General features: G+C 56.6%; 13 protein-coding genes, 4 tRNA genes and 3 rRNA genes. 1 reads left to right on the top strand and 19 read right to left on the bottom strand.

Going from position 1 to position 20,765, the window contains the following annotated elements; genetic code table 11:
- Positions 1-47 precede the first annotated feature (47 nt).
- From rpoB to tyrS, 19 genes are all read right to left on the bottom strand, one after another.
- The gene (gene rpoB / locus M1D87_RS02430) at positions 48-4,121 is read right to left on the bottom strand and encodes a DNA-directed RNA polymerase subunit beta (protein WP_046617162.1); all 4,074 of its coding nucleotides are present in this window, start codon (positions 4,119-4,121) and stop codon (positions 48-50) included.
- A gap of 220 nt (positions 4,122-4,341) precedes the next feature.
- Complete coding sequence (gene rplL / locus M1D87_RS02425; RefSeq protein WP_013970630.1) at positions 4,342-4,713, bottom strand: 50S ribosomal protein L7/L12; 372 nt, start codon at positions 4,711-4,713, stop codon at positions 4,342-4,344.
- Between the two features lie 78 nt (positions 4,714-4,791).
- A complete protein-coding gene (rplJ, locus tag M1D87_RS02420; RefSeq protein ID WP_003257082.1) occupies positions 4,792-5,292 on the bottom strand; it encodes a 50S ribosomal protein L10 in 501 nt (166 codons plus the stop codon).
- Positions 5,293-5,489: 197 nt separating this feature from the next.
- Entirely contained in the window at positions 5,490-6,185 is a 696-nt protein-coding gene (gene rplA, locus M1D87_RS02415) for a 50S ribosomal protein L1 (RefSeq protein WP_013970629.1), read from the bottom strand.
- Positions 6,185-6,616, bottom strand: a complete 432-nt coding sequence (gene rplK / locus M1D87_RS02410; RefSeq protein ID WP_003255500.1) for a 50S ribosomal protein L11 — start codon at positions 6,614-6,616, stop codon at positions 6,185-6,187. The genes rplA and rplK overlap by 1 nt, the downstream gene beginning before the upstream one ends.
- A gap of 119 nt (positions 6,617-6,735) precedes the next feature.
- Positions 6,736-7,269 (bottom strand): transcription termination/antitermination protein NusG, encoded by a 534-nt coding sequence (gene nusG, locus M1D87_RS02405; protein WP_003255501.1) that lies wholly within the window; start codon positions 7,267-7,269, stop codon positions 6,736-6,738.
- 9 nt (positions 7,270-7,278) lie between these two features.
- Positions 7,279-7,647 (bottom strand): preprotein translocase subunit SecE, encoded by a 369-nt coding sequence (gene secE / locus M1D87_RS02400; RefSeq protein ID WP_003257081.1) that lies wholly within the window; start codon positions 7,645-7,647, stop codon positions 7,279-7,281.
- A 44-nt stretch (positions 7,648-7,691) separates the two neighbouring features.
- Positions 7,692-7,767, bottom strand: a tRNA-Trp gene (locus tag M1D87_RS02395).
- 54 nt (positions 7,768-7,821) lie between these two features.
- Complete coding sequence (tuf, locus tag M1D87_RS02390; RefSeq protein WP_013970626.1) at positions 7,822-9,015, bottom strand: elongation factor Tu; 1,194 nt, start codon at positions 9,013-9,015, stop codon at positions 7,822-7,824.
- Between the two features lie 78 nt (positions 9,016-9,093).
- Positions 9,094-9,169 (bottom strand) — tRNA-Thr (locus tag M1D87_RS02385).
- 29 nt (positions 9,170-9,198) lie between these two features.
- A tRNA-Gly gene (locus M1D87_RS02380) sits at positions 9,199-9,272 on the bottom strand.
- Between the two features lie 24 nt (positions 9,273-9,296).
- Positions 9,297-9,380, bottom strand: a tRNA-Tyr gene (locus M1D87_RS02375).
- A gap of 152 nt (positions 9,381-9,532) precedes the next feature.
- Complete coding sequence (locus M1D87_RS02370; RefSeq protein ID WP_039614594.1) at positions 9,533-9,958, bottom strand: hypothetical protein; 426 nt, start codon at positions 9,956-9,958, stop codon at positions 9,533-9,535.
- A gap of 7 nt (positions 9,959-9,965) precedes the next feature.
- The gene (locus M1D87_RS02365) at positions 9,966-10,715 is read right to left on the bottom strand and encodes a pantothenate kinase (RefSeq protein ID WP_039614593.1); all 750 of its coding nucleotides are present in this window, start codon (positions 10,713-10,715) and stop codon (positions 9,966-9,968) included.
- On the bottom strand, positions 10,705-11,664 hold the full coding sequence (gene birA / locus M1D87_RS02360) for a bifunctional biotin--[acetyl-CoA-carboxylase] ligase/biotin operon repressor BirA (RefSeq protein WP_003257078.1): 960 nt from the start codon (positions 11,662-11,664) through the stop codon (positions 10,705-10,707). The genes M1D87_RS02365 and birA overlap by 11 nt, the downstream gene beginning before the upstream one ends.
- A 310-nt stretch (positions 11,665-11,974) precedes the next feature.
- Positions 11,975-12,090 (bottom strand): 5S ribosomal RNA (gene rrf / locus M1D87_RS02355).
- 131 nt (positions 12,091-12,221) lie between these two features.
- Positions 12,222-15,113 (bottom strand): 23S ribosomal RNA (locus M1D87_RS02350).
- A 317-nt stretch (positions 15,114-15,430) separates the two neighbouring features.
- Positions 15,431-16,967: ribosomal RNA gene (locus M1D87_RS02345) — 16S ribosomal RNA — on the bottom strand.
- Together the 16S, 23S and 5S rRNA genes form the textbook arrangement of a ribosomal RNA operon.
- A 963-nt stretch (positions 16,968-17,930) precedes the next feature.
- Positions 17,931-19,130, bottom strand: a complete 1,200-nt coding sequence (gene tyrS, locus M1D87_RS02340; RefSeq protein ID WP_123084586.1) for a tyrosine--tRNA ligase — start codon at positions 19,128-19,130, stop codon at positions 17,931-17,933.
- A 213-nt stretch (positions 19,131-19,343) separates the two neighbouring features.
- On the opposite strand from tyrS, the gene M1D87_RS02335 reads away from it, so the two are divergent.
- Positions 19,344-20,765 carry a peptidoglycan DD-metalloendopeptidase family protein gene (locus tag M1D87_RS02335; protein WP_123084587.1) on the top strand — a complete coding sequence of 474 codons (1,422 nt, stop codon included), beginning with the start codon at positions 19,344-19,346 and terminating at the stop codon, positions 20,763-20,765.

Below are 20,765 nucleotides of genomic sequence, written 5' to 3'. Positions count from 1 at the left end.
GAGCAGGGAGCGGGCATTACCTGCCCCACTCCCCTTCGCGTCACGTGTTATTCGGTTTCCAGATCGATATCGATACCGAGCGAACGGATCTCTTTGATCAACACGTTGAAGGACTCGGGCATGCCCGGCTCCATACGGTGATCGCCATCCACGATGTTCTTGTACATCTTGGTACGGCCGTTCACGTCGTCCGACTTCACTGTGAGCATTTCTTGCAGGGTGTATGCCGCGCCGTATGCTTCCAGCGCCCACACTTCCATCTCCCCGAAACGCTGACCACCGAACTGCGCCTTACCACCCAGCGGCTGCTGGGTAACCAGGCTGTAGGAACCAGTGGAACGCGCGTGCATCTTGTCGTCCACCAAGTGGTTCAGCTTGAGCATGTACATGTAACCAACGGTCACAGGACGCTCGAACTTGTTGCCGGTACGGCCATCGAACAGCACCATCTGGCCGCTCTCTGGCAGGTCGGCCAGCTTCAGCATGGCCTTGATCTCGCGCTCCTTGGCACCGTCGAAGACCGGGGTAGCCATCGGCACGCCCTTCTTCAGGTTGTGGGCCAGGGCCAGGATCTCTTCGTCGGTGAACTCGTCCAGGTTTTCCTGACGACCGCCGATCTCGTTGTAGACCTCGGTCAGGAACACGCGCAGTTCAGCGGCCTTGCGCTGCTCTTCGATCATGCGGTCGATCTTCTCGCCCAGACCCTTGGCCGCCAGGCCCAGGTGGGTTTCGAGGATCTGACCGACGTTCATACGCGAAGGTACACCCAGCGGGTTCAGTACGACATCGACCGGAGTACCGTTGGCGTCGTGCGGCATGTCTTCGACCGGCATGATTACCGAGACGACACCCTTGTTACCGTGACGACCGGCCATCTTGTCACCCGGCTGGATGCGACGGCGGATTGCCAGGTAAACCTTGACGATCTTCAGTACGCCCGGTGCCAGGTCATCACCCTGCTGCAGCTTGCGCTTCTTGTCTTCGAACTTGTCGTCCAGCAGACGGCGACGATCGACGATGTACTGCTGAGCCTTTTCCAGCTGCTCGTTCAGTGCATCTTCGGCCATGCGCAGTTTGAACCACTGCCCGTGCTCCAGACCATCCAGCACTTCGTCAGTGATCACGGTGCCTTTCTTCAGGCCCGCGCCACCGTCGACCACCTGGCCGTTCAGAGCAGAACGCAGACGCTCGAAGGTTGCACCTTCGACGATGCGGAACTCTTCGTTGAGGTCCTTGCGGATCTCGTCCAGCTGCATCTTCTCGATGGCCAGGGCGCGGCTGTCGCGCTCGACGCCATCACGGGTGAAGACCTGTACGTCGATGACGGTACCCTTGGTGCCGGTTGGCACGCGCAGGGAGGTGTCCTTAACGTCGCTGGCCTTCTCACCGAAGATTGCGCGCAGCAGCTTTTCTTCCGGAGTCAGCTGGGTTTCGCCTTTTGGCGTTACCTTGCCGACCAGGATGTCGCCAGCGCCGACTTCGGCACCCACGTAGACGATACCGGCTTCGTCCAGCTTGTTCAGTGCGGCTTCACCCACGTTCGGGATGTCCGCAGTGATTTCCTCTGGGCCAAGCTTGGTGTCACGCGCCACACAGGTCAGTTCCTGGATGTGGATGGTGGTGAAGCGGTCTTCCTGAACCACACGCTCGGAAAGGCAGATGGAGTCTTCGAAGTTGAAGCCGTTCCACGCCATGAACGCGATGCGCATGTTCTGACCCAGTGCCAGTTCACCCATGTCGGTGGACGGGCCGTCGGCCATGATGTCGCCACGCTGAACCTTGTCACCCTTGCTCACCAGCGGACGCTGGTTGATGCAGGTGTTCTGGTTCGAACGGGTGTACTTGGTCAGGTTGTAGATATCCACACCTGCTTCGCCGGTTTCCACTTCGTCGTCGGCAACGCGAACAACGATACGGCTGGCGTCGACCGAGTCGATCACACCACCGCGGCGAGCAACCACGCATACACCGGAGTCACGGGCAACGTTGCGCTCCATGCCGGTACCTACCAGCGGCTTGTCGGCGCGCAGGGTCGGTACAGCCTGACGCTGCATGTTGGAACCCATCAATGCACGGTTGGCGTCGTCGTGCTCGAGGAACGGAATCAGCGACGCAGCGACGGAAACAACCTGCTTCGGCGAAACGTCCATCAGGGTGACGTCTTCCGGCGCCTTGACGGTGAATTCGTTCAGGTGACGAACAGCTACCAGCTCATCGATCAGCTGCTTCTTCTCGTTCATCGCGGCCGAAGCCTGGGCGATGACGTGATCCGCTTCTTCAATGGCCGACAGGAACACGATCTCGTCGCTGACCACGCCTTCCTTCACCACGCGGTACGGGCTTTCCAGGAAGCCGTACTGGTTGGTGCGGGCATAGGCTGCCAGGGAGTTGATCAGACCGATGTTCGGACCTTCTGGGGTCTCGATCGGGCACACACGGCCGTAGTGGGTCGGGTGTACGTCACGGACTTCGAAGCCGGCACGCTCACGGGTCAGACCGCCTGGGCCGAGTGCGGAGACGCGGCGCTTGTGGGTGATCTCGGAGAGCGGGTTGTTCTGGTCCATGAACTGGGACAGCTGGCTGGAACCGAAGAACTCTTTCACCGCCGCCGCAACCGGCTTGGCGTTGATCAGGTCTTGCGGCATCAGGCCTTCGCTTTCCGCCATCGACAGGCGTTCCTTGACCGCGCGCTCGACACGCACCAGGCCAACGCGGAACTGGTTCTCGGCCATCTCGCCGACGCAACGTACACGACGGTTACCCAGGTGGTCGATGTCGTCGACGATGCCTTTGCCGTTACGGATGTCGACCAAGGTCTTCAGAACCTCGACGATATCTTCCTTGCTCAGCACGCCCGAACCTTCGATCTCGGTACGACCGATACGACGGTTGAACTTCATGCGGCCAACGGCGGACAGGTCGTAACGCTCGGCGCTGAAGAACAGGTTGTTGAACAGGGTCTCGGCAGCATCCTTGGTTGGCGGCTCGCCAGGACGCATCATGCGGTAGATCTCGACCAGGGCTTCCAGCTGGTTGCTGGTGGTGTCGATCTTCAGGGTGTCGGAGATGAACGGACCGCAATCGATGTCGTTGGTGTACAGGGTCTCGATACGGACAACCTGTGCCTTGGCGACCTTGATCAGCAGTTCGGTGGTCATCTCGGTGTTGCATTCGGCCAGGATCTCGCCGGTAGCCGGATGCACGATGGCCTTGGCGGTAGTGCGGCCCAGGACGTATTCCATAGGAACGTCCAGCTGCTTGACGCCGGCCTTCTCGAGCTGGTTGATGTGGCGCGCGGTAATACGGCGACCCTGCTCGACGATGACTTTGCCGGTTTCGTCATGGATATCCATGACTGCAACCTCACCACGCAGACGCTGCGGTACCAGCTCCAGGCTGAGTTTCTCGCCGGAAATATGGAACACGTTGGTGGTGTAGAAGGTATTCAGCACTTCTTCAGTGCTGTAACCCAGGGCACGCAGCAGCACCGAGGCCGGCAGCTTGCGGCGACGGTCGATACGTACGAACACGCAGTCCTTCGGGTCGAACTCGAAGTCCAGCCAGGAGCCGCGGTAAGGGATGATGCGAGCGGAGTACAGCAGCTTGCCGGAGCTGTGAGTCTTGCCACGGTCGTGGTCGAAGAACACACCAGGCGAACGGTGCAGCTGGGAAACGATCACACGCTCGGTACCGTTGATAACGAAGGTACCGTTCTCAGTCATCAGGGGGATTTCACCCATGTAGACTTCTTGCTCTTTGATGTCCTTGATCGCTTTGTTCGACGATTCCTTGTCGAAGATGATCAGGCGCACCTTGACCCGCAGTGGGACCGCGAAGGTCACGCCACGCAGGACACATTCCTTCACATCGAAGGCGGGTTCGCCCAGGCGATAGCCTACGTACTCCAGGGCAGCATTGCCGGAGTAGCTGATGATCGGGAATACCGATTTGAAGGCCGCGTGCAGGCCGACGTCGCGGAACTGATCCTTGGATGCTCCCGCTTGCAGGAATTCGCGATACGAATCCAGCTGGATGGCCAGGAGGTAAGGCACATCCATGACGTCCGGCAACTTGCTAAAGTCCTTGCGGATACGTTTTTTCTCAGTGTATGAGTAAGCCATCAGCGTTCCCCAGCTTGGTCACCTGCTTGTTTGGCTTCTCCCGGCGGGAGCAGCCAGAAAATCGTGCAAACCCCTTGGTTTGCGCCACCCACATGGGTGTCTTGCAGCTTGTTATCGGGGCCGGCCTGACCGGCCACCAATAACGGAAAAAGGCCGGTGGCATAAGCCACCAGCCATCAGCCCTTCGCTCAACGCTCGGACTGGAGTCGCAAGGTCGAGATTACTTCAGCTCGACTTTAGCGCCAGCTTCTTCCAGCTTCTTCTTCGCGTCTTCAGCGGCTTCTTTCGAAACGCCTTCAGCGATAACCTGAGGAGCGCCGTCGACTTTCTCTTTGGCTTCTTTCAGGCCCAGACCGGTCAGTTCACGAACGGCCTTGATCACGTTTACTTTCTTGTCGCCAGCTTCGGTCAGAACGACGTTGAACTCGGTCTGCTCTTCAACAGCGGCAGCAGCGCCAGCAGCTGGGCCAGCAGCAACAGCGGCAGCAGCGGTAACGCCGAAGGTTTCTTCCATCGCTTTGATCAGTTCAACAATTTCCAGAACAGTTTTCTGGCCGATCGCTTCGATGATTTGTTCGTTAGTCAGAGACATGACTTAAATCCTGTATTGGGGTGACAGCCTACGCAGCCATCAAATTAAACGTATGATTTTGAAAGAGTTGCGCGTGCCTTAGGCAGCAGCAGCTTCTTTCTGGTCGCGCAGAGCTGCCAGGGTACGAGCCAGCTTGCTGGTTGCACCTTGGATTACGCTCATCAGCTGTGCGATAGCCTCGTCGCGAGTTGGCAGGGTTGCCAGCACGTCGATCTGGTTAGCGGCAAGGAACTTGCCGTCGAACGCAGCTGCCTTGATCTCGAACTTGTCCTGACCCTTGGCGAACTCTTTGAACAGACGAGCAGCAGCGCCCGGGTGTTCGTTGGAGAAAGCAATCAGGGTCGGGCCTTTGAACGCGTCGTTGAGGATCGAGAATTCGGTGCCTTCAACAGCGCGCTTCAGCAGGGTGTTACGTACGACACGTACGTATACGCCAGCTTCGCGGGCCTCTTTACGGAGTCCGGTCATTGCGCCTACAGTCACACCACGGGCATCAGCCACGACAGCGGACAGAGCGACTTTGGCAGCCTCGTTGACTTCAGCGACGATGGCCTTCTTGTCTTCGAGTTTAATTGCCACGGGTTTACTCCTGGTTTTTACCGTTTCATCTGGCCGAAGCCGGATGTCGTTTTGGTGTCTGATTCGGTAACGAATCGGGAGCACCATCTGCGTGGGCTGGTATTTTAAGGCTTGCGCCGCCTACGGTCTTGGATAGCCCCCGCCAGGCAGGGACCCCAATTTTTGCTGGTGGCGCGACAGGTCGCGCCACCATGTTCTTACACGTTCAGCGAGCTCTGATCGATGACCAGACCTGGGCCCATGGTGGTGCTCAGGGTAACGCGCTTGACGTAGATACCTTTCGAGGAAGCTGGCTTGATACGCTTCAGATCAGCGATCAGGGCTTCAACGTTTTCCTTCAGCTTGCCAGCTTCGAAGCCGACCTTGCCAACGGAGGTGTGGATGATACCGTTCTTGTCGGTACGGTAGCGAACCTGACCAGCCTTGGCGTTCTTGACGGCGCCGGCTACGTCTGGGGTCACGGTACCAACTTTCGGGTTAGGCATCAGGCCGCGAGGACCCAGAACCTGACCCAGCTGACCTACAACGCGCATGGCATCAGGCGATGCGATAACGACGTCATAGTTCAGGTCGCCGCCTTTCATTTCGGCAGCCAGATCGTCCATACCTACGCGGTCAGCGCCAGCAGCCAGAGCGGCTTCAGCAGCTGGACCCTGGGTGAAGACAGCAACGCGAACGGTCTTGCCAGTGCCGTGCGGCAGCACGGTAGCGCTACGTACGACCTGGTCGGATTTACGCGGGTCAACACCGAGGTTAACGGCGATGTCGTAGGATTCTACGAACTTGGCAGCCGGCAGCGAAGCCAGCAGAGTGGCCGCTTCTTCGAAGTTGTAGGCCTTGCCTGCTTCGATTTTCTCGGCGATTGCCTTTTGGCGTTTGGTCAGCTTAGCCATTACACACCCTCCACGTTCAGGCCCATGCTGCGGGCAGAGCCAGCGATGGTGCGTACAGCAGCGTCCAGGTCAGCGGCAGTCAGATCAGCCTGTTTAGCCTTGGCGATGTCTTCCAGCTGAGCACGGGTAACGGTACCGACTTTAACGGTGTTCGGGCGAGCCGAACCACTGGTCAGGCCAGCAGCTTTCTTCAGCAGAACCGAGGCAGGGGTGCTCTTGGTCTCGAAGGTGAAGCTACGGTCGCTGTAGACAGTGATGATCACAGGAGTCGGCAGGCCGGCTTCTTGACCCTGGGTACGGGCGTTGAAGGCCTTGCAGAATTCCATGATGTTCACACCGTGTTGACCCAGTGCTGGACCAACGGGTGGGCTTGGGTTGGCCTGGCCGGCCTTAACTTGCAGCTTGATGTAAGCCTGAATCTTCTTAGCCATGAGCTACTCCAAAATCGGGTACGAACGCCTGCTGGCTCCCCGGATGACTTGCGTTTTATCCCAGTGACGACAAAACCCCGCAGCACACAGGGCTGCGGGGTATGGGATGCTTCGTCCGCCTAGACCTTTTCGACCTGGCTGAACTCGAGCTCCACCGGAGTAGAGCGACCGAAAATGAGCACCGCTACCTGCAGGCGACTCTTTTCGTAGTTAACCTCTTCGACACTACCATTGAAGTCAGCGAACGGACCGTCAATGACTCGAACCACTTCACCCGGCTCGAACAGCGTCTTCGGCTTCGGCTTGTCGCTACCGTCGGCAACGCGACGCAGGATAGCCTCCGCTTCTTTATCGGTGATCGGCGCAGGCTTGTCTGCAGTGCCACCAATAAAGCCCATCACACGAGGGGTATCCTTGACCAAGTGCCAAGTCCCTTCGTTCATCTCCATCTGGACCAGTACATAGCCAGGGAAGAATTTACGCTCACTCTTGCGCTTCTGGCCGTTGCGCATTTCGACGACTTCTTCGGTCGGAACCAGGATCTCGCCGAAACCGTCTTCCATGCCAGCCAGCTTGACGCGCTCGATCAGGGAGCGCATTACATGCTTCTCGTAACCCGAGTAAGCATGCACAACATACCAACGCTTAGCCACGGGACACCTTTAGCCAACGATCAAGGAGACCGCCCAGCCGAGCAGGGAATCAAGACCCCACAGCAGCAGTGCCATAACCAGCACGACAGCCACGACAATCAGCGTGGTCTGGGTGGTTTCCTGGCGGGTCGGCCACACGACTTTACGAATCTCGGTACGAGCTTCCTTCGCCAGCGCAAAGAACGACTTGCCCTTCGCAGTCTGCAGAGCTACAAAGCCCGCGACAGCAGCCAGGACGAGAAGTGCAAGGACGCGATACAGGATCGGAGAGGCGGAGTAATACTGGTTACCCACTACACCAACAACCACCAAAGCCACTACAGCCAGCCACTTGAACAGATCAAAACGCGATTCTTGGGCTTCAGTTTTGGGAGTCATCGAGGAGGATCCTGTGAGAAGAAAGCCATCACACCGAGGTGAAATGGCAGGTCAGGAGGGAATCGAACCCCCAACCTACGGTTTTGGAGACCGTCGCTCTGCCAATTGAGCTACTGACCTGTAACGCTGTATCAGGCCGGCCATTATACCGGCCTGATCAAGTAAATCAACTACTTATTCAATAATTTTTGCTACGACGCCGGCACCGACGGTACGACCGCCTTCACGGATAGCGAAGCGCAGACCGTCTTCCATTGCGATGGTCTTGATCAGGGTGACAGTCATCTGAATGTTGTCACCTGGCATTACCATTTCAACGCCTTCCGGCAGTTCGCAGTTACCGGTCACGTCAGTGGTACGGAAGTAGAACTGAGGACGGTAGCCTTTGAAGAACGGAGTGTGACGACCGCCTTCTTCCTTCGACAGAACGTAGACTTCTGCGGTGAACTTGGTGTGCGGCTTGACCGAACCTGGCTTGACCAGAACCTGGCCACGCTCAACGTCGTCACGCTTGGTACCACGCAGCAGAACGCCGCAGTTCTCGCCAGCACGGCCTTCGTCCAGCAGCTTGCGGAACATCTCAACACCGGTGCAGGTGGTGGTGGTGGTGTCACGCAGACCAACGATTTCCAGCGGATCCTGAACGCGGACGATACCACGCTCGATACGACCGGTAACAACGGTACCACGACCCGAGATCGAGAATACGTCTTCGATCGGCATCAGGAACGGCTGGTCAACGGCACGAACTGGCTCAGGGATGTAGGCATCCAGAGTTTCTACCAGCTTCTTGACAGCGGTAGTACCCATTTCGTTGTCGTCTTTGCCTTCCAGGGCCATACGAGCCGAACCGATGATGATCGGGGTGTCGTCGCCTGGGAAGTCGTAGGTGGACAGCAGGTCGCGAACTTCCATCTCGACCAGTTCCAGCAGCTCGGCGTCGTCTACCAGGTCAGCCTTGTTCAGGAAGACCACGATGTAAGGTACGCCTACCTGACGGGACAGCAGGATGTGCTCACGGGTTTGTGGCATCGGACCATCGGCGGCCGAGCAAACCAGGATCGCGCCGTCCATCTGGGCAGCACCGGTGATCATGTTCTTCACGTAGTCAGCGTGACCTGGGCAGTCAACGTGAGCGTAGTGACGAATGTTCGAGTTGTACTCGACGTGAGCGGTGTTGATGGTGATACCGCGCGCTTTTTCTTCCGGAGCCGAGTCGATCTTGTCGAACTCAACGACTGCCGAACCGAAAACTTCGGAGCAGACGCGAGTCAGAGCTGCGGTCAGAGTGGTCTTACCGTGGTCAACGTGGCCGATAGTGCCGACGTTAACGTGGGGAAGGGAACGATCAAACTTTTCCTTAGCCATCGATACAATCCTCCGCAGAAGAAATAGTCTTGCGCTGATAAAACAAAGGCAGATATTTTCATATCTGCCTTGTTTATATGGAGCTCTTGAGCGGACTTGAACCGCTGACCTCACCCTTACCAAGGGTGTGCTCTACCAACTGAGCTACAAGAGCGAAACACTTTGTGCAAAATCCAGCAAACTTGGAGCGGGTAGCGGGAATCGAACCCGCATCATCAGCTTGGAAGGCTGAGGTTCTACCACTAAACTATACCCGCGGAGCTTGCGGCTCTCGCTAAAACTGGTGGAGGGAGAAGGATTCGAACCTTCGAAGCTCTCGCAACGGATTTACAGTCCGTCCCCTTTGACCGCTCGGGAATCCCTCCAGATGTGGCCGGCATTCTATTTGTCTGCCGTCCTAGTGTCAAGCTTTTTTTCAAATTTTTTCAATCAAATCTGAAACTTAGCTACTTTGACACTGCTTCCAGTTCTGCCACCTGAGTGGTGTTCCCTGTGAAGCGGGCGCCATTCTATCAAGCTATTCGCCAGTTGCAATACCCTGGCAGAAAATAATTTTGTGTTTTAAGTCTTTGAAATCGTTGGAAAGAGTTGCAAGGACGGTTTGGTCCAGCAAACGCTCGCTTTCCGGGGCAACCTTGAGCCAACGACCGTCCGCCCCTGGCAGCTGCCCCACCACCGGCAGCGTGGAAATATCCAAGGTCACCAGGCGCTGACGCAGCGCATCGAGCTGACCCTGCCCCATCACACCACCGACCACCAGGCACTCATCCCGGCGCTTGGGCGGCGCCGACACCCCTGTTTCGCGCAACAGGCGGATTTCTTGCTGATTGCCCTTGTACAGCGACAAGGGCGCGACTTCCTTGACCTTCAGCGGGGCTTCCTGCTGGTGCCACACGTAATAGAAGACGTTAAGCACCAGTAACAGCAGAAACAACCAACGCATAGGCACCTCAATCCAATGGGCAGGCCATGGCCAGGCCTACGAAAACCAGGTCAGGCACGACACGCGCCTGGGGGACGGCCTCCCTTACCAGCGGCGCATCACCTCCTGTGAGAAACACTGTGAAATCCTGCCCCCACAACGCACGCGCCTGTTCGAGCTGGGTACGCGCAAAACCCTGAAGCATCAACACGCAACCGCGCTCGACCGCCTCGACCGTCGAACGGCCCGGCTCCAGACTGGCCAACGCCCGCTCTGCGGAGGCATCGTCATAACGGATACGCCGGGTGTGCGTACGCAACTGGCTACGCATCAATGGCATCCCCGGGCAGATGTAGCCACCCAGATGCTCGCCATCCGCCGCAACGAAATCCGCTTTTGCAGCGGTCCCCAGATCAATGACCAGGCAGGCACCCCTGGCCAAGTGAAAGGCTCCCAGCACCGCCAACCAACGGTCCATGCCCAGGCGCTGGTAGTCGTCATAGCCATTGCGCACACCCGCCATTTCCCGGGCCGGGTGCGCCACCCGAGCTTGCACGGCAAACGCCTGGGCAATCAGCGCGCAAAGCGCATCTGTTTCTTCCTCACTGCGCACACTGACAATGCGGCAACCGCTGAGACGCACCGAAGCCAGTGCAGCCACTTCGGCCACCAGCGCCTGATCGGAGTCGACGATACCGCCGCTTTCAATCACTGCATCAGCGACATGGATTACCCGCCACTTGATGAAGCTGTTACCGCAATCGAGCTCAAGAATCATCACGCAACCTCAAACTGAGCTCACCACCACTGAAGCTCTTCTCCACCCCGTCCACCTCAAGGCGTAAACCGCCCTGCCCATCGACGCCAAGAACCACGCCATCAATACGCGTGCTACCGGCAACCAGAGAAACCTTGCGCCCCTGCCAGAGGTGCGCCTGCTCCCATTCTTCCTGGAATGCGGCAAACCCATAGCGACGATGCCGTGCCAATTCGTGCTGCAACTGCTGACTGAGCAACGCTACCAGCCGGTTACGGTCTATTGCCGCACCTATTTCGCGACGCATCGAGGTCCACATTTGGTCGACCTGATCGTTGGTCTGCATGTTCACATTGATGCCAATACCCAGTACCACGTGACAAACATCTGCCGGGTCGCCCACTAACTCCAGGAGGATACCGGTGATCTTTTGCCCGCGAACGAGGACATCGTTGGGCCATTTGAGCCCCACATCCTTTACGCCAAAAGCCTGCAGGGTACGCATTACCGCCAATCCAACCACCAGGCTCAAGCCCTCGAGCTGGCGCATGCCACCATCAACGCGGAGAACCAGGCTGTAATAGAGGTTTTCGGCAAACGGGCTGACCCACTGCCGACCGCGCCGACCACGGCCGGCGCTCTGGCGCTCGGCCAGGACCAGGAATGGAGCGATCTGCCCTTCCCCGGCGAGCCGCAAGCCTTCGGCATTGGTCGAGTCGATGGTTTCGTGGATGAAAACGGGCCACTGCTCGCCGTCGGCAAACCCGGCAATCGCTTGTGCATCGAGCAAAGCCAGTGGCGCCGCCAGCTGATAGCCGCGCCCACGAACCTTGTGAATGGTGAGGTTCAGTTCGCTCTCCAGGTGCTGCAGCTGCTTCCAAACGGCGCTGCGACTTACCCCGAGGGCCGACCCCAGAGCTTCTCCGGAATGGAACCGACCATCCTTGAGGAGATTCAACAACTTCAGCATGCCAGTCTCGACTTGGAATAAGGCAGGCATGATAGCTATGGGCTGTTGGCTTGCATAGGAAAAGGGCTGCCGGCGGCAGCGAACGGCCGCTCCCACAGGGATCGCGCAAGCCTGAAGAATGCCATCAGGCTGATGTGATCGGTGTGGGAGCGGGCGAAGCCGGTGCCGTACACCGCGTCGCCTGCTTCGCGGCGGTTCGACGCCTCGACGCGCCCGCTCCCACAGAGGAGGGTTGTGCAGGCTTGGGAGTTATTGGCCAGAAAGACAAAACCCCTACCTGCATGCGCAGATAGGGGTTTTGCGAAATGAATCTTGACGATGACCTACTCTCACATGGGGAAACCCCACACTACCATCGGCGATGCATCGTTTCACTACTGAGTTCGGGATGGGATCAGGTGGTTCCAATGCTCTATGGTCGTCAAGAAATTCTGTTGCCAGAATGTCCAAATGGACAGCCCAGCGAATTCGGATATGCGATATTTGTGATGTTGCGAACTTTCGGTTGCTTCGTCTTCACCACCGCAATCTGCGCTAGCAAATTGCTTGGGTGTTATATGGTCAAGCCTCACGGGCAATTAGTATTGGTTAGCTCAACGCCTCACAGCGCTTACACACCCAACCTATCAACGTCGTAGTCTTCGACGGCCCTTTAGGGGATTCAAGATCCCAGTGAGATCTCATCTTGAGGCAAGTTTCCCGCTTAGATGCTTTCAGCGGTTATCTCTTCCGAACATAGCTACCCGGCAATGCCACTGGCGTGACAACCGGAACACCAGAGGTTCGTCCACTCCGGTCCTCTCGTACTAGGAGCAGCCCCTCTCAAATCTCAAACGTCCACGGCAGATAGGGACCGAACTGTCTCACGACGTTCTAAACCCAGCTCGCGTACCACTTTAAATGGCGAACAGCCATACCCTTGGGACCGGCTTCAGCCCCAGGATGTGATGAGCCGACATCGAGGTGCCAAACACCGCCGTCGATATGAACTCTTGGGCGGTATCAGCCTGTTATCCCCGGAGTACCTTTTATCCGTTGAGCGATGGCCCTTCCATACAGAACCACCGGATCACTAAGACCTACTTTCGTACCTGCTCGACGTGTTTGTCTCGCAGTCAAGCGCGCTTTTGCCTTTATACTCTACGACCGATTTCCGACCGGTCTGAGCGCACCTTCGTACTCCTCCGTTACTCTTTGGGAGGAGACCGCCCCAGTCAAACTACCCACCATACACTGTCCTCGATCCGGATAACGGACCTGAGTTAGAACCTCAAAGTTGCCAGGGTGGTATTTCAAGGATGGCTCCATGAGAACTGGCGTCCCCACTTCAAAGCCTCCCACCTATCCTACACAAGCAAATTCAAAGTCCAGTGCAAAGCTATAGTAAAGGTTCACGGGGTCTTTCCGTCTAGCCGCGGATACACTGCATCTTCACAGCGATTTCAATTTCACTGAGTCTCGGGTGGAGACAGCGCCGCCATCGTTACGCCATTCGTGCAGGTCGGAACTTACCCGACAAGGAATTTCGCTACCTTAGGACCGTTATAGTTACGGCCGCCGTTTACCGGGGCTTCGATCAAGAGCTTCGCTTGCGCTAACCCCATCAATTAACCTTCCGGCACCGGGCAGGCGTCACACCCTATACGTCCACTTTCGTGTTTGCAGAGTGCTGTGTTTTTAATAAACAGTCGCAGCGGCCTGGTATCTTCGACCGGCATGGGCTTACGGAGCAAGTCCTTCACCCTCGCCGGCGCACCTTCTCCCGAAGTTACGGTGCCATTTTGCCTAGTTCCTTCACCCGAGTTCTCTCAAGCGCCTTGGTATTCTCTACCTAACCACCTGTGTCGGTTTGGGGTACGGTTCCCAGTTATCTGAAGCTTAGGAGCTTTTCTTGGAAGCATGGTATCAACCACTTCGTCGCCTGAAGGCAACTCGTCATCAGCTCTCGGCCTTGAAATCCCGGATTTGCCTAAGATTTCAGCCTACCACCTTAAACCTGGACAACCAACGCCAGGCTGGCCTAACCTTCTCCGTCCCTCCATCGCAATAACTGGAAGTACAGGAATATTAACCTGTTTTCCATCGACTACGCTTTTCAGCCTCGCCTTAGGGACCGACTAACCCTGCGTCGATTAACGTTGCGCAGGAAACCTTGGTCTTTCGGCGTGCGAGTTTTTCACTCGCATTGTCGTTACTCATGTCAGCATTCGCACTTCTGATACCTCCAGCAAGCTTCTCAACTCACCTTCACAGGCTTACAGAACGCTCCTCTACCGCGTCATCAAAGATGACACCCGTAGCTTCGGTGCATGGTTTGAGCCCCGTTACATCTTCCGCGCAGGCCGACTCGACTAGTGAGCTATTACGCTTTCTTTAAAGGGTGGCTGCTTCTAAGCCAACCTCCTAGCTGTCTAAGCCTTCCCACATCGTTTCCCACTTAACCATGACTTTGGGACCTTAGCTGACGGTCTGGGTTGTTTCCCTTTTCACGACGGACGTTAGCACCCGCCGTGTGTCTCCCATGCTCGGCACTTCCAGGTATTCGGAGTTTGCATCGGTTTGGTAAGTCGGGATGACCCCCTAGCCGAAACAGTGCTCTACCCCCTGGAGTGATACATGAGGCGCTACCTAAATAGCTTTCGAGGAGAACCAGCTATCTCCGAGCTTGATTAGCCTTTCACTCCGATCCACAGGTCATCCGCTAACTTTTCAACGGTAGTCGGTTCGGTCCTCCAGTCAGTGTTACCTAACCTTCAACCTGCCCATGGATAGATCGCCCGGTTTCGGGTCTATACCCAGCGACTAAACGCCCTATTAAGACTCGCTTTCGCTACGCCTCCCCTATTCGGTTAAGCTCGCCACTGAATATAAGTCGCTGACCCATTATACAAAAGGTACGCAGTCACCTAACAAAGTAGGCTCCCACTGCTTGTACGCATACGGTTTCAGGTTCTATTTCACTCCCCTCTCCGGGGTTCTTTTCGCCTTTCCCTCACGGTACTGGTTCACTATCGGTCAGTCAGTAGTATTTAGCCTTGGAGGATGGTCCCCCCATATTCAGACAAAGTTTCTCGTGCTCCGTCCTACTCGATTTCATTGACAAGAGATTTTCGTGTACGGGGCTATCACCCACTATGGCCGCACTTTCCAGAGCGTTCCACTAATCTCAAATCAACTTAAGGGCTGGTCCCCGTTCGCTCGCCACTACTAAGGGAATCTCGGTTGATTTCTTTTCCTCAGGGTACTTAGATGTTTCAGTTCCCCTGGTTCGCCTCTTGCACCTATGTATTCAGTACAAGATACTCAGCTTATGCTGAGTGGGTTCCCCCATTCAGAGATCTCTGGATCACAGTCTGTTTGCCGACTCCCCAAAGCTTATCGCAGGCTACCACGTCTTTCATCGCCTCTGACTGCCAAGGCATCCACCGTATGCGCTTCTTCACTTGACCATATAACCCCAAGCAATCTGGTTATACTGTGAAGACGACATTCGCCGAAAATTCGCATGTTGCTCTTTCGAGCAGAACTCACAAATTTTACCTTAGCCTGATTAACCAGCAGTGAAACTGGTCATCAGTCTATATCTATCACATATCCGAATTTTTAAAGAACGATCTGACAAAAGTCAGAAATCAACATTCGAAACGAATGCTCATTTCCAAGTTCTGACCAGGAACAACACAAGACCCATACAGGATCTTGATCGTCTTCAACCATGAATCAAGCAATTCGTGTGGGAGCTCATCAGCAGGCTGATGTCGTCGATTAAGGAGGTGATCCAGCCGCAGGTTCCCCTACGGCTACCTTGTTACGACTTCACCCCAGTCATGAATCACACCGTGGTAACCGTCCCCCCGAAGGTTAGACTAGCTACTTCTGGTGCAACCCACTCCCATGGTGTGACGGGCGGTGTGTACAAGGCCCGGGAACGTATTCACCGCGACATTCTGATTCGCGATTACTAGCGATTCCGACTTCACGCAGTCGAGTTGCAGACTGCGATCCGGACTACGATCGGTTTTGTGAGATTAGCTCCACCTCGCGGCTTGGCAACCCTCTGTACCGACCATTGTAGCACGTGTGTAGCCCAGGCCGTAAGGGCCATGATGACTTGACGTCATCCCCACCTTCCTCCGGTTTGTCACCGGCAGTCTCCTTAGAGTGCCCACCATAACGTGCTGGTAACTAAGGACAAGGGTTGCGCTCGTTACGGGACTTAACCCAACATCTCACGACACGAGCTGACGACAGCCATGCAGCACCTGTGTCAGAGTTCCCGAAGGCACCAATCCATCTCTGGAAAGTTCTCTGCATGTCAAGGCCTGGTAAGGTTCTTCGCGTTGCTTCGAATTAAACCACATGCTCCACCGCTTGTGCGGGCCCCCGTCAATTCATTTGAGTTTTAACCTTGCGGCCGTACTCCCCAGGCGGTCAACTTAATGCGTTAGCTGCGCCACTAAAATCTCAAGGATTCCAACGGCTAGTTGACATCGTTTACGGCGTGGACTACCAGGGTATCTAATCCTGTTTGCTCCCCACGCTTTCGCACCTCAGTGTCAGTATCAGTCCAGGTGGTCGCCTTCGCCACTGGTGTTCCTTCCTATATCTACGCATTTCACCGCTACACAGGAAATTCCACCACCCTCTACCGTACTCTAGCTCGCCAGTTTTGGATGCAGTTCCCAGGTTGAGCCCGGGGCTTTCACATCCAACTTAACGAACCACCTACGCGCGCTTTACGCCCAGTAATTCCGATTAACGCTTGCACCCTCTGTATTACCGCGGCTGCTGGCACAGAGTTAGCCGGTGCTTATTCTGTCGGTAACGTCAAAACAGCAAGGTATTAACTTACTGCCCTTCCTCCCAACTTAAAGTGCTTTACAATCCGAAGACCTTCTTCACACACGCGGCATGGCTGGATCAGGCTTTCGCCCATTGTCCAATATTCCCCACTGCTGCCTCCCGTAGGAGTCTGGACCGTGTCTCAGTTCCAGTGTGACTGATCATCCTCTCAGACCAGTTACGGATCGTCGCCTTGGTGAGCCATTACCTCACCAACTAGCTAATCCGACCTAGGCTCATCTGATAGCGCAAGGCCCGAAGGTCCCCTGCTTTCTCCCGTAGGACGTATGCGGTATTAGCGTTCCTTTCGAAACGTTGTCCCCCACTACCAGGCAGATTCCTAGGCATTACTCACCCGTCCGCCGCTGAATCAAGGAGCAAGCTCCCGTCATCCGCTCGACTTGCATGTGTTAGGCCTGCCGCCAGCGTTCAATCTGAGCCATGATCAAACTCTTCAGTTCAATACTGCTTGGGTTTTTAAGAAACCCTAAACTTGGCTCAGCAATCTCAAATGACTATGTGATTTCTCGCATGGCCACTTGTGATGCTGATAATCTTTGTGACTATCAGTCCGTACTCACAAGCACCCACACGAATTGCTTGATTCGATTTGTTAAAGAGCGTTTGGTTAAGAGCGTTTCGTCTCAACCGAGGCGCGCATTCTACGCTTTCCTCATTTGCTGTCAAGCGTTTATTTTGAAGTTTTTGCGAGAAACTCGTTTAGCTTCAAACACTTGACTCGCTGCGATCTCTCGTAGCGGGAGGCGAATCATACAGCGTTTAGAAGCGCTGTCAACCATCATCTCAACCGCCGGCGATCATTTGATCGTAGCCCTTTCAACTTCGCCTCAACTATCTAACTCTTTGAAAATCAAGGAGTTTGTCGTTCCGGCGTCGCTGGAAGTGGGGCGCATTATAAGGGGATTCAGAAGGCGGTCAAGGGTTAATTTCATTTATTTGAAATGTTCCAGGCGAAGACCTTATCAAGGCTACCAAGTGCTCGCCACAACACCTTCTGCGCCTATGAGATCGAGCGCCGCCCGCGCGGCGCTTCGCAGCACAAGGCTGCTCCTACATCTGTTTCGGGCCAGTCACGCCTGTGCCTGCGCACGCGACCGCCTTGTTTGCCCGACGCGACATCGAGGTGGACGCCAAGGCGGTCGCGTGCCGTTCTCACAGGAATAATTGGCCCGAAACAAACGGTAGGAGCAGCCTTGTGCTGCGAAGCGCCGCGCGGGCGGCGCTCGATCTCACAGGCGCCAGAAAACCCAAGACAGGCACCTCTCAAAGCCAATGCCATCTCAAGACAGGCACCCGGCAGCCCTGACACAACCAACAACCAACAACCAACAACCCAAAACCCAAAAACAAAGCGGGGAGGCCTGTCGACCTCCCCGCTTCTATATAGCTACACCAGCAGACAATCACTCGGCCTTGAGGGTAACCCGAGCAAACGACTTCTTGCCCGCCTGGCACACATGGGTTGCACCCAGCGCAAACACGAAGTCACGATCCACCACTGCGCCATCAACCTTCACAGCACCACCGCTAAGCAAATCACGCGCCTGAGCCGAGTTCTTCACCAGGCCAGCCCGGTTCAGCACGGCGGCAATTGGCAGGCTTTCAGCCGCAGCGACTTCGACCTCCGGCAGATCTTCCGGCAACTCGCCCTCCTTCATGCGGTTACCCGCGGCACGGTGAGCATTGGCCGCAGCCTCTTCGCCATGGAAGCGTGCAACGATCTCTTCCGCCAGTTTGATCTTGATGTCGCGCGGATTTGCGCCATTGGCGACGTCGGTACGGAACTGCTCGATCTCTTCCATGGAACGGAAGCTCAGCAGCTCGAAGTAGCGCCACATCAGGGTATCCGGGATCGACACCAATTTGCTGTACATCACCCCCGGCGCTTCCTGGATACCCACATAGTTACCCAGCGACTTGGACATCTTCTTCACGCCGTCAAGCCCTTCGAGCAGCGGCATGGTCACGATGTTCTGCGCCTCCTGGCCATAGGCGCGCTGCAGCTCACGCCCCATCAGCAGGTTGAACTTCTGGTCGGTACCACCCAGCTCGACATCCGCCTTCAGCGCCACCGAGTCATAACCCTGCACCAGCGGGTACAGGAACTCATGGATGGCAATAGGCTGGTTGGAGGTGTAGCGCTTGTCGAAGTCATCGCGCTCGAGCATGCGCGCCACGGTGTACTGCGATGCCAGGCGAATGAAGTCGGCCGGGGTCAGCTTGTCCATCCATGTGGAGTTGAATGCAACCTCGGTCTTGGCCGGATCAAGGATCTTGAACACCTGCTGCTTGTACGTCTCGGCGTTTTCCAGCACCTGCTCGCGGGTCAGCGGCGGGCGCGTGGCGCTCTTGCCGCTCGGGTCGCCGATCATGCCGGTGAAGTCACCGATCAGGAAGATGACCTGATGCCCCAGATCCTGGAACTGGCGCAGCTTGTTGATCAGCACCGTGTGCCCAAGGTGCAGGTCAGGCGCGGTCGGGTCGAAGCCGGCCTTGATGCGCAGAGGTTGGCCGCGCTTGAGCTTCTCCACCAGTTCCGACTCGACCAGTACTTCTTCCGCGCCGCGCTTGATAAGCGCCAGCTGCTCTTCAACCGACTTCATAGACAAACCCGCAAGGCTCAGATTCAGGGGGAGCCAACCATACAAGATCGGCCGTCAATTACAAGTTTCGCAAAGGAATGTGACCCGAGCCCGGGCTTGCGGCGTCTACGCGCCCTTGCGTGAAAATGGTTTTGGTTATATTTTATACAGTTATTTCATCTTCATCATGTCATTCATCTTTTCCATTTCACCTTTTTCAAAGTCACCTTGCCCATGACCAACGAACCGCCTAAAGCGCCCCCGCTTTATCCAAAAAGCCATCTGTTGGCCGCCAGCGGCATAGCCGCCCTGCTCAGCCTGGCCCTGCTGGTGTTTCCTTCCAGCGAAGTGGAAGCCAAGAAAACCACCCTCAACCTCGAGCTGGAGAGCCCTGCCGAGCAGTTGAAGGACGAATCCCGCGCTGCGCCGCTGGTGCAGGCAGAAGGTGAGCAAGGCTCACCATTCGCCCAAATCGAAGAGACCACCCCCGAGACCCAGAACGCCGAGCAGGAAGCCCCTGCCGCCGAACCGGTCGTCGAAGCCGCCAAGCAACCCAGCCACCGCGAAGTCACTGTGGCCCGGGGCGATACCCTGTCCACCCTGTTCGCCAAGGTCGGCCTGCCGAGCAACGCGGTGCACGACCTGCTGGCCAGCAACAAGCAGGCCAAGCAGTTCAGCCAGCTCAAGCACGGCCAGGTGCTGCAGTTCGAGCTCGACAAGGACGGCCAGCTGGCCAGCCTGCACAGCAAGGTCAGCAACCTCGAAACCATTCGCCTGACCAAGACCGACAAGGGCTATACCTTCAACCGCGAAATCAGCAAGCCGGTAGTGCGTACCGCCTATGCCCACGGCGTGATCAAAAGCTCGCTGTCGGCCTCGGCCCAGCGCGCCGGCCTGTCCCACAGCATGACCATGGACATGGCCCGCGTGCTGGGTTACGACATCGATTTCGCCCAGGACATTCGCCCGGGCGATGAATTCGACGTGGTCTACGAGCAGAAGGTAATGGACGGCAAGGTCGTCGGCACCGGTAACATCCTGTCCGCGCGCTTTACCAACCGCGGCAAGACCTACACCGCGGTGCGCTATACCAACAAGCAGGGCAACACCAGCTACTACACCGCCGATGGCAACAGCCTGCGCAAGGCCTTCATCCGCACCCCGGTCGACTTCGCCCGCATCAGCTCGCGCTTCTCCGCCGGCCGCAAGCACCCGATCCTGAACAAGATCCGTGCCCACAAAGGCGTCGACTACGCCGCCCCACGCGGCACTCCGATCAAGGCAGCCGGTGACGGCCGCATCGAACTGGCCGGGCGCCGCGGTGGTTACGGCAATACCGTGATCATCCAGCACGGCAACCGCTACAAGACGCTGTACGGCCACATGCAGGGCTTTGCCAAGGGCATCAAGACCGGCAGCTCGGTCAAGCAGGGCCAGATCATCGGCTACATCGGCACCACCGGCTTGTCCACCGGACCGCATCTGCACTACGAGTTCCAGGTCAACGGTGTGCACGTTGACCCGCTGAGCCAGAAAGTGCCGATGGCCGACCCGATTGCCAGGAACGAACGCCAGCGTTTCCTGCAGCAGAGCCAGCCCTTGATCGCCCGCATGGATCAGGAAAAGGCCACCCTGCTCGCAGCGAACAAGCGCTAA

The organism is Pseudomonas sp. SA233 (genome assembly GCF_054792385.1).
This window is presented reverse-complemented; position numbering and strand designations above follow the sequence as displayed.

Excerpts from the sequence above, each read along its gene's own strand:
- rpoB (WP_046617162.1), bottom strand. The coding sequence starts at position 4,121 with ATGGCTTACTCATACACTGAGAAAAAACGTATCCGCAAGGACTTTAGC.
- rplL (WP_013970630.1), bottom strand. The coding sequence starts at position 4,713 with ATGTCTCTGACTAACGAACAAATCATCGAAGCGATCGGCCAGAAAACT.
- rplA (WP_013970629.1), bottom strand. The coding sequence starts at position 6,185 with ATGGCTAAGCTGACCAAACGCCAAAAGGCAATCGCCGAGAAAATCGAA.
- rplK (WP_003255500.1), bottom strand. The coding sequence starts at position 6,616 with ATGGCTAAGAAGATTCAGGCTTACATCAAGCTGCAAGTTAAGGCCGGC.
- secE (WP_003257081.1), bottom strand. The coding sequence starts at position 7,647 with ATGACTCCCAAAACTGAAGCCCAAGAATCGCGTTTTGATCTGTTCAAG.
- tuf (WP_013970626.1), bottom strand. The coding sequence starts at position 9,015 with ATGGCTAAGGAAAAGTTTGATCGTTCCCTTCCCCACGTTAACGTCGGC.
- M1D87_RS02370 (WP_039614594.1), bottom strand. The coding sequence starts at position 9,958 with ATGCGTTGGTTGTTTCTGCTGTTACTGGTGCTTAACGTCTTCTATTAC.
- M1D87_RS02365 (WP_039614593.1), bottom strand. The coding sequence starts at position 10,715 with ATGATTCTTGAGCTCGATTGCGGTAACAGCTTCATCAAGTGGCGGGTA.
- birA (WP_003257078.1), bottom strand. The coding sequence starts at position 11,664 with ATGCTGAAGTTGTTGAATCTCCTCAAGGATGGTCGGTTCCATTCCGGA.
- tyrS (WP_123084586.1), bottom strand. The coding sequence starts at position 19,130 with ATGAAGTCGGTTGAAGAGCAGCTGGCGCTTATCAAGCGCGGCGCGGAA.
- M1D87_RS02335 (WP_123084587.1), top strand. The coding sequence starts at position 19,344 with ATGACCAACGAACCGCCTAAAGCGCCCCCGCTTTATCCAAAAAGCCAT.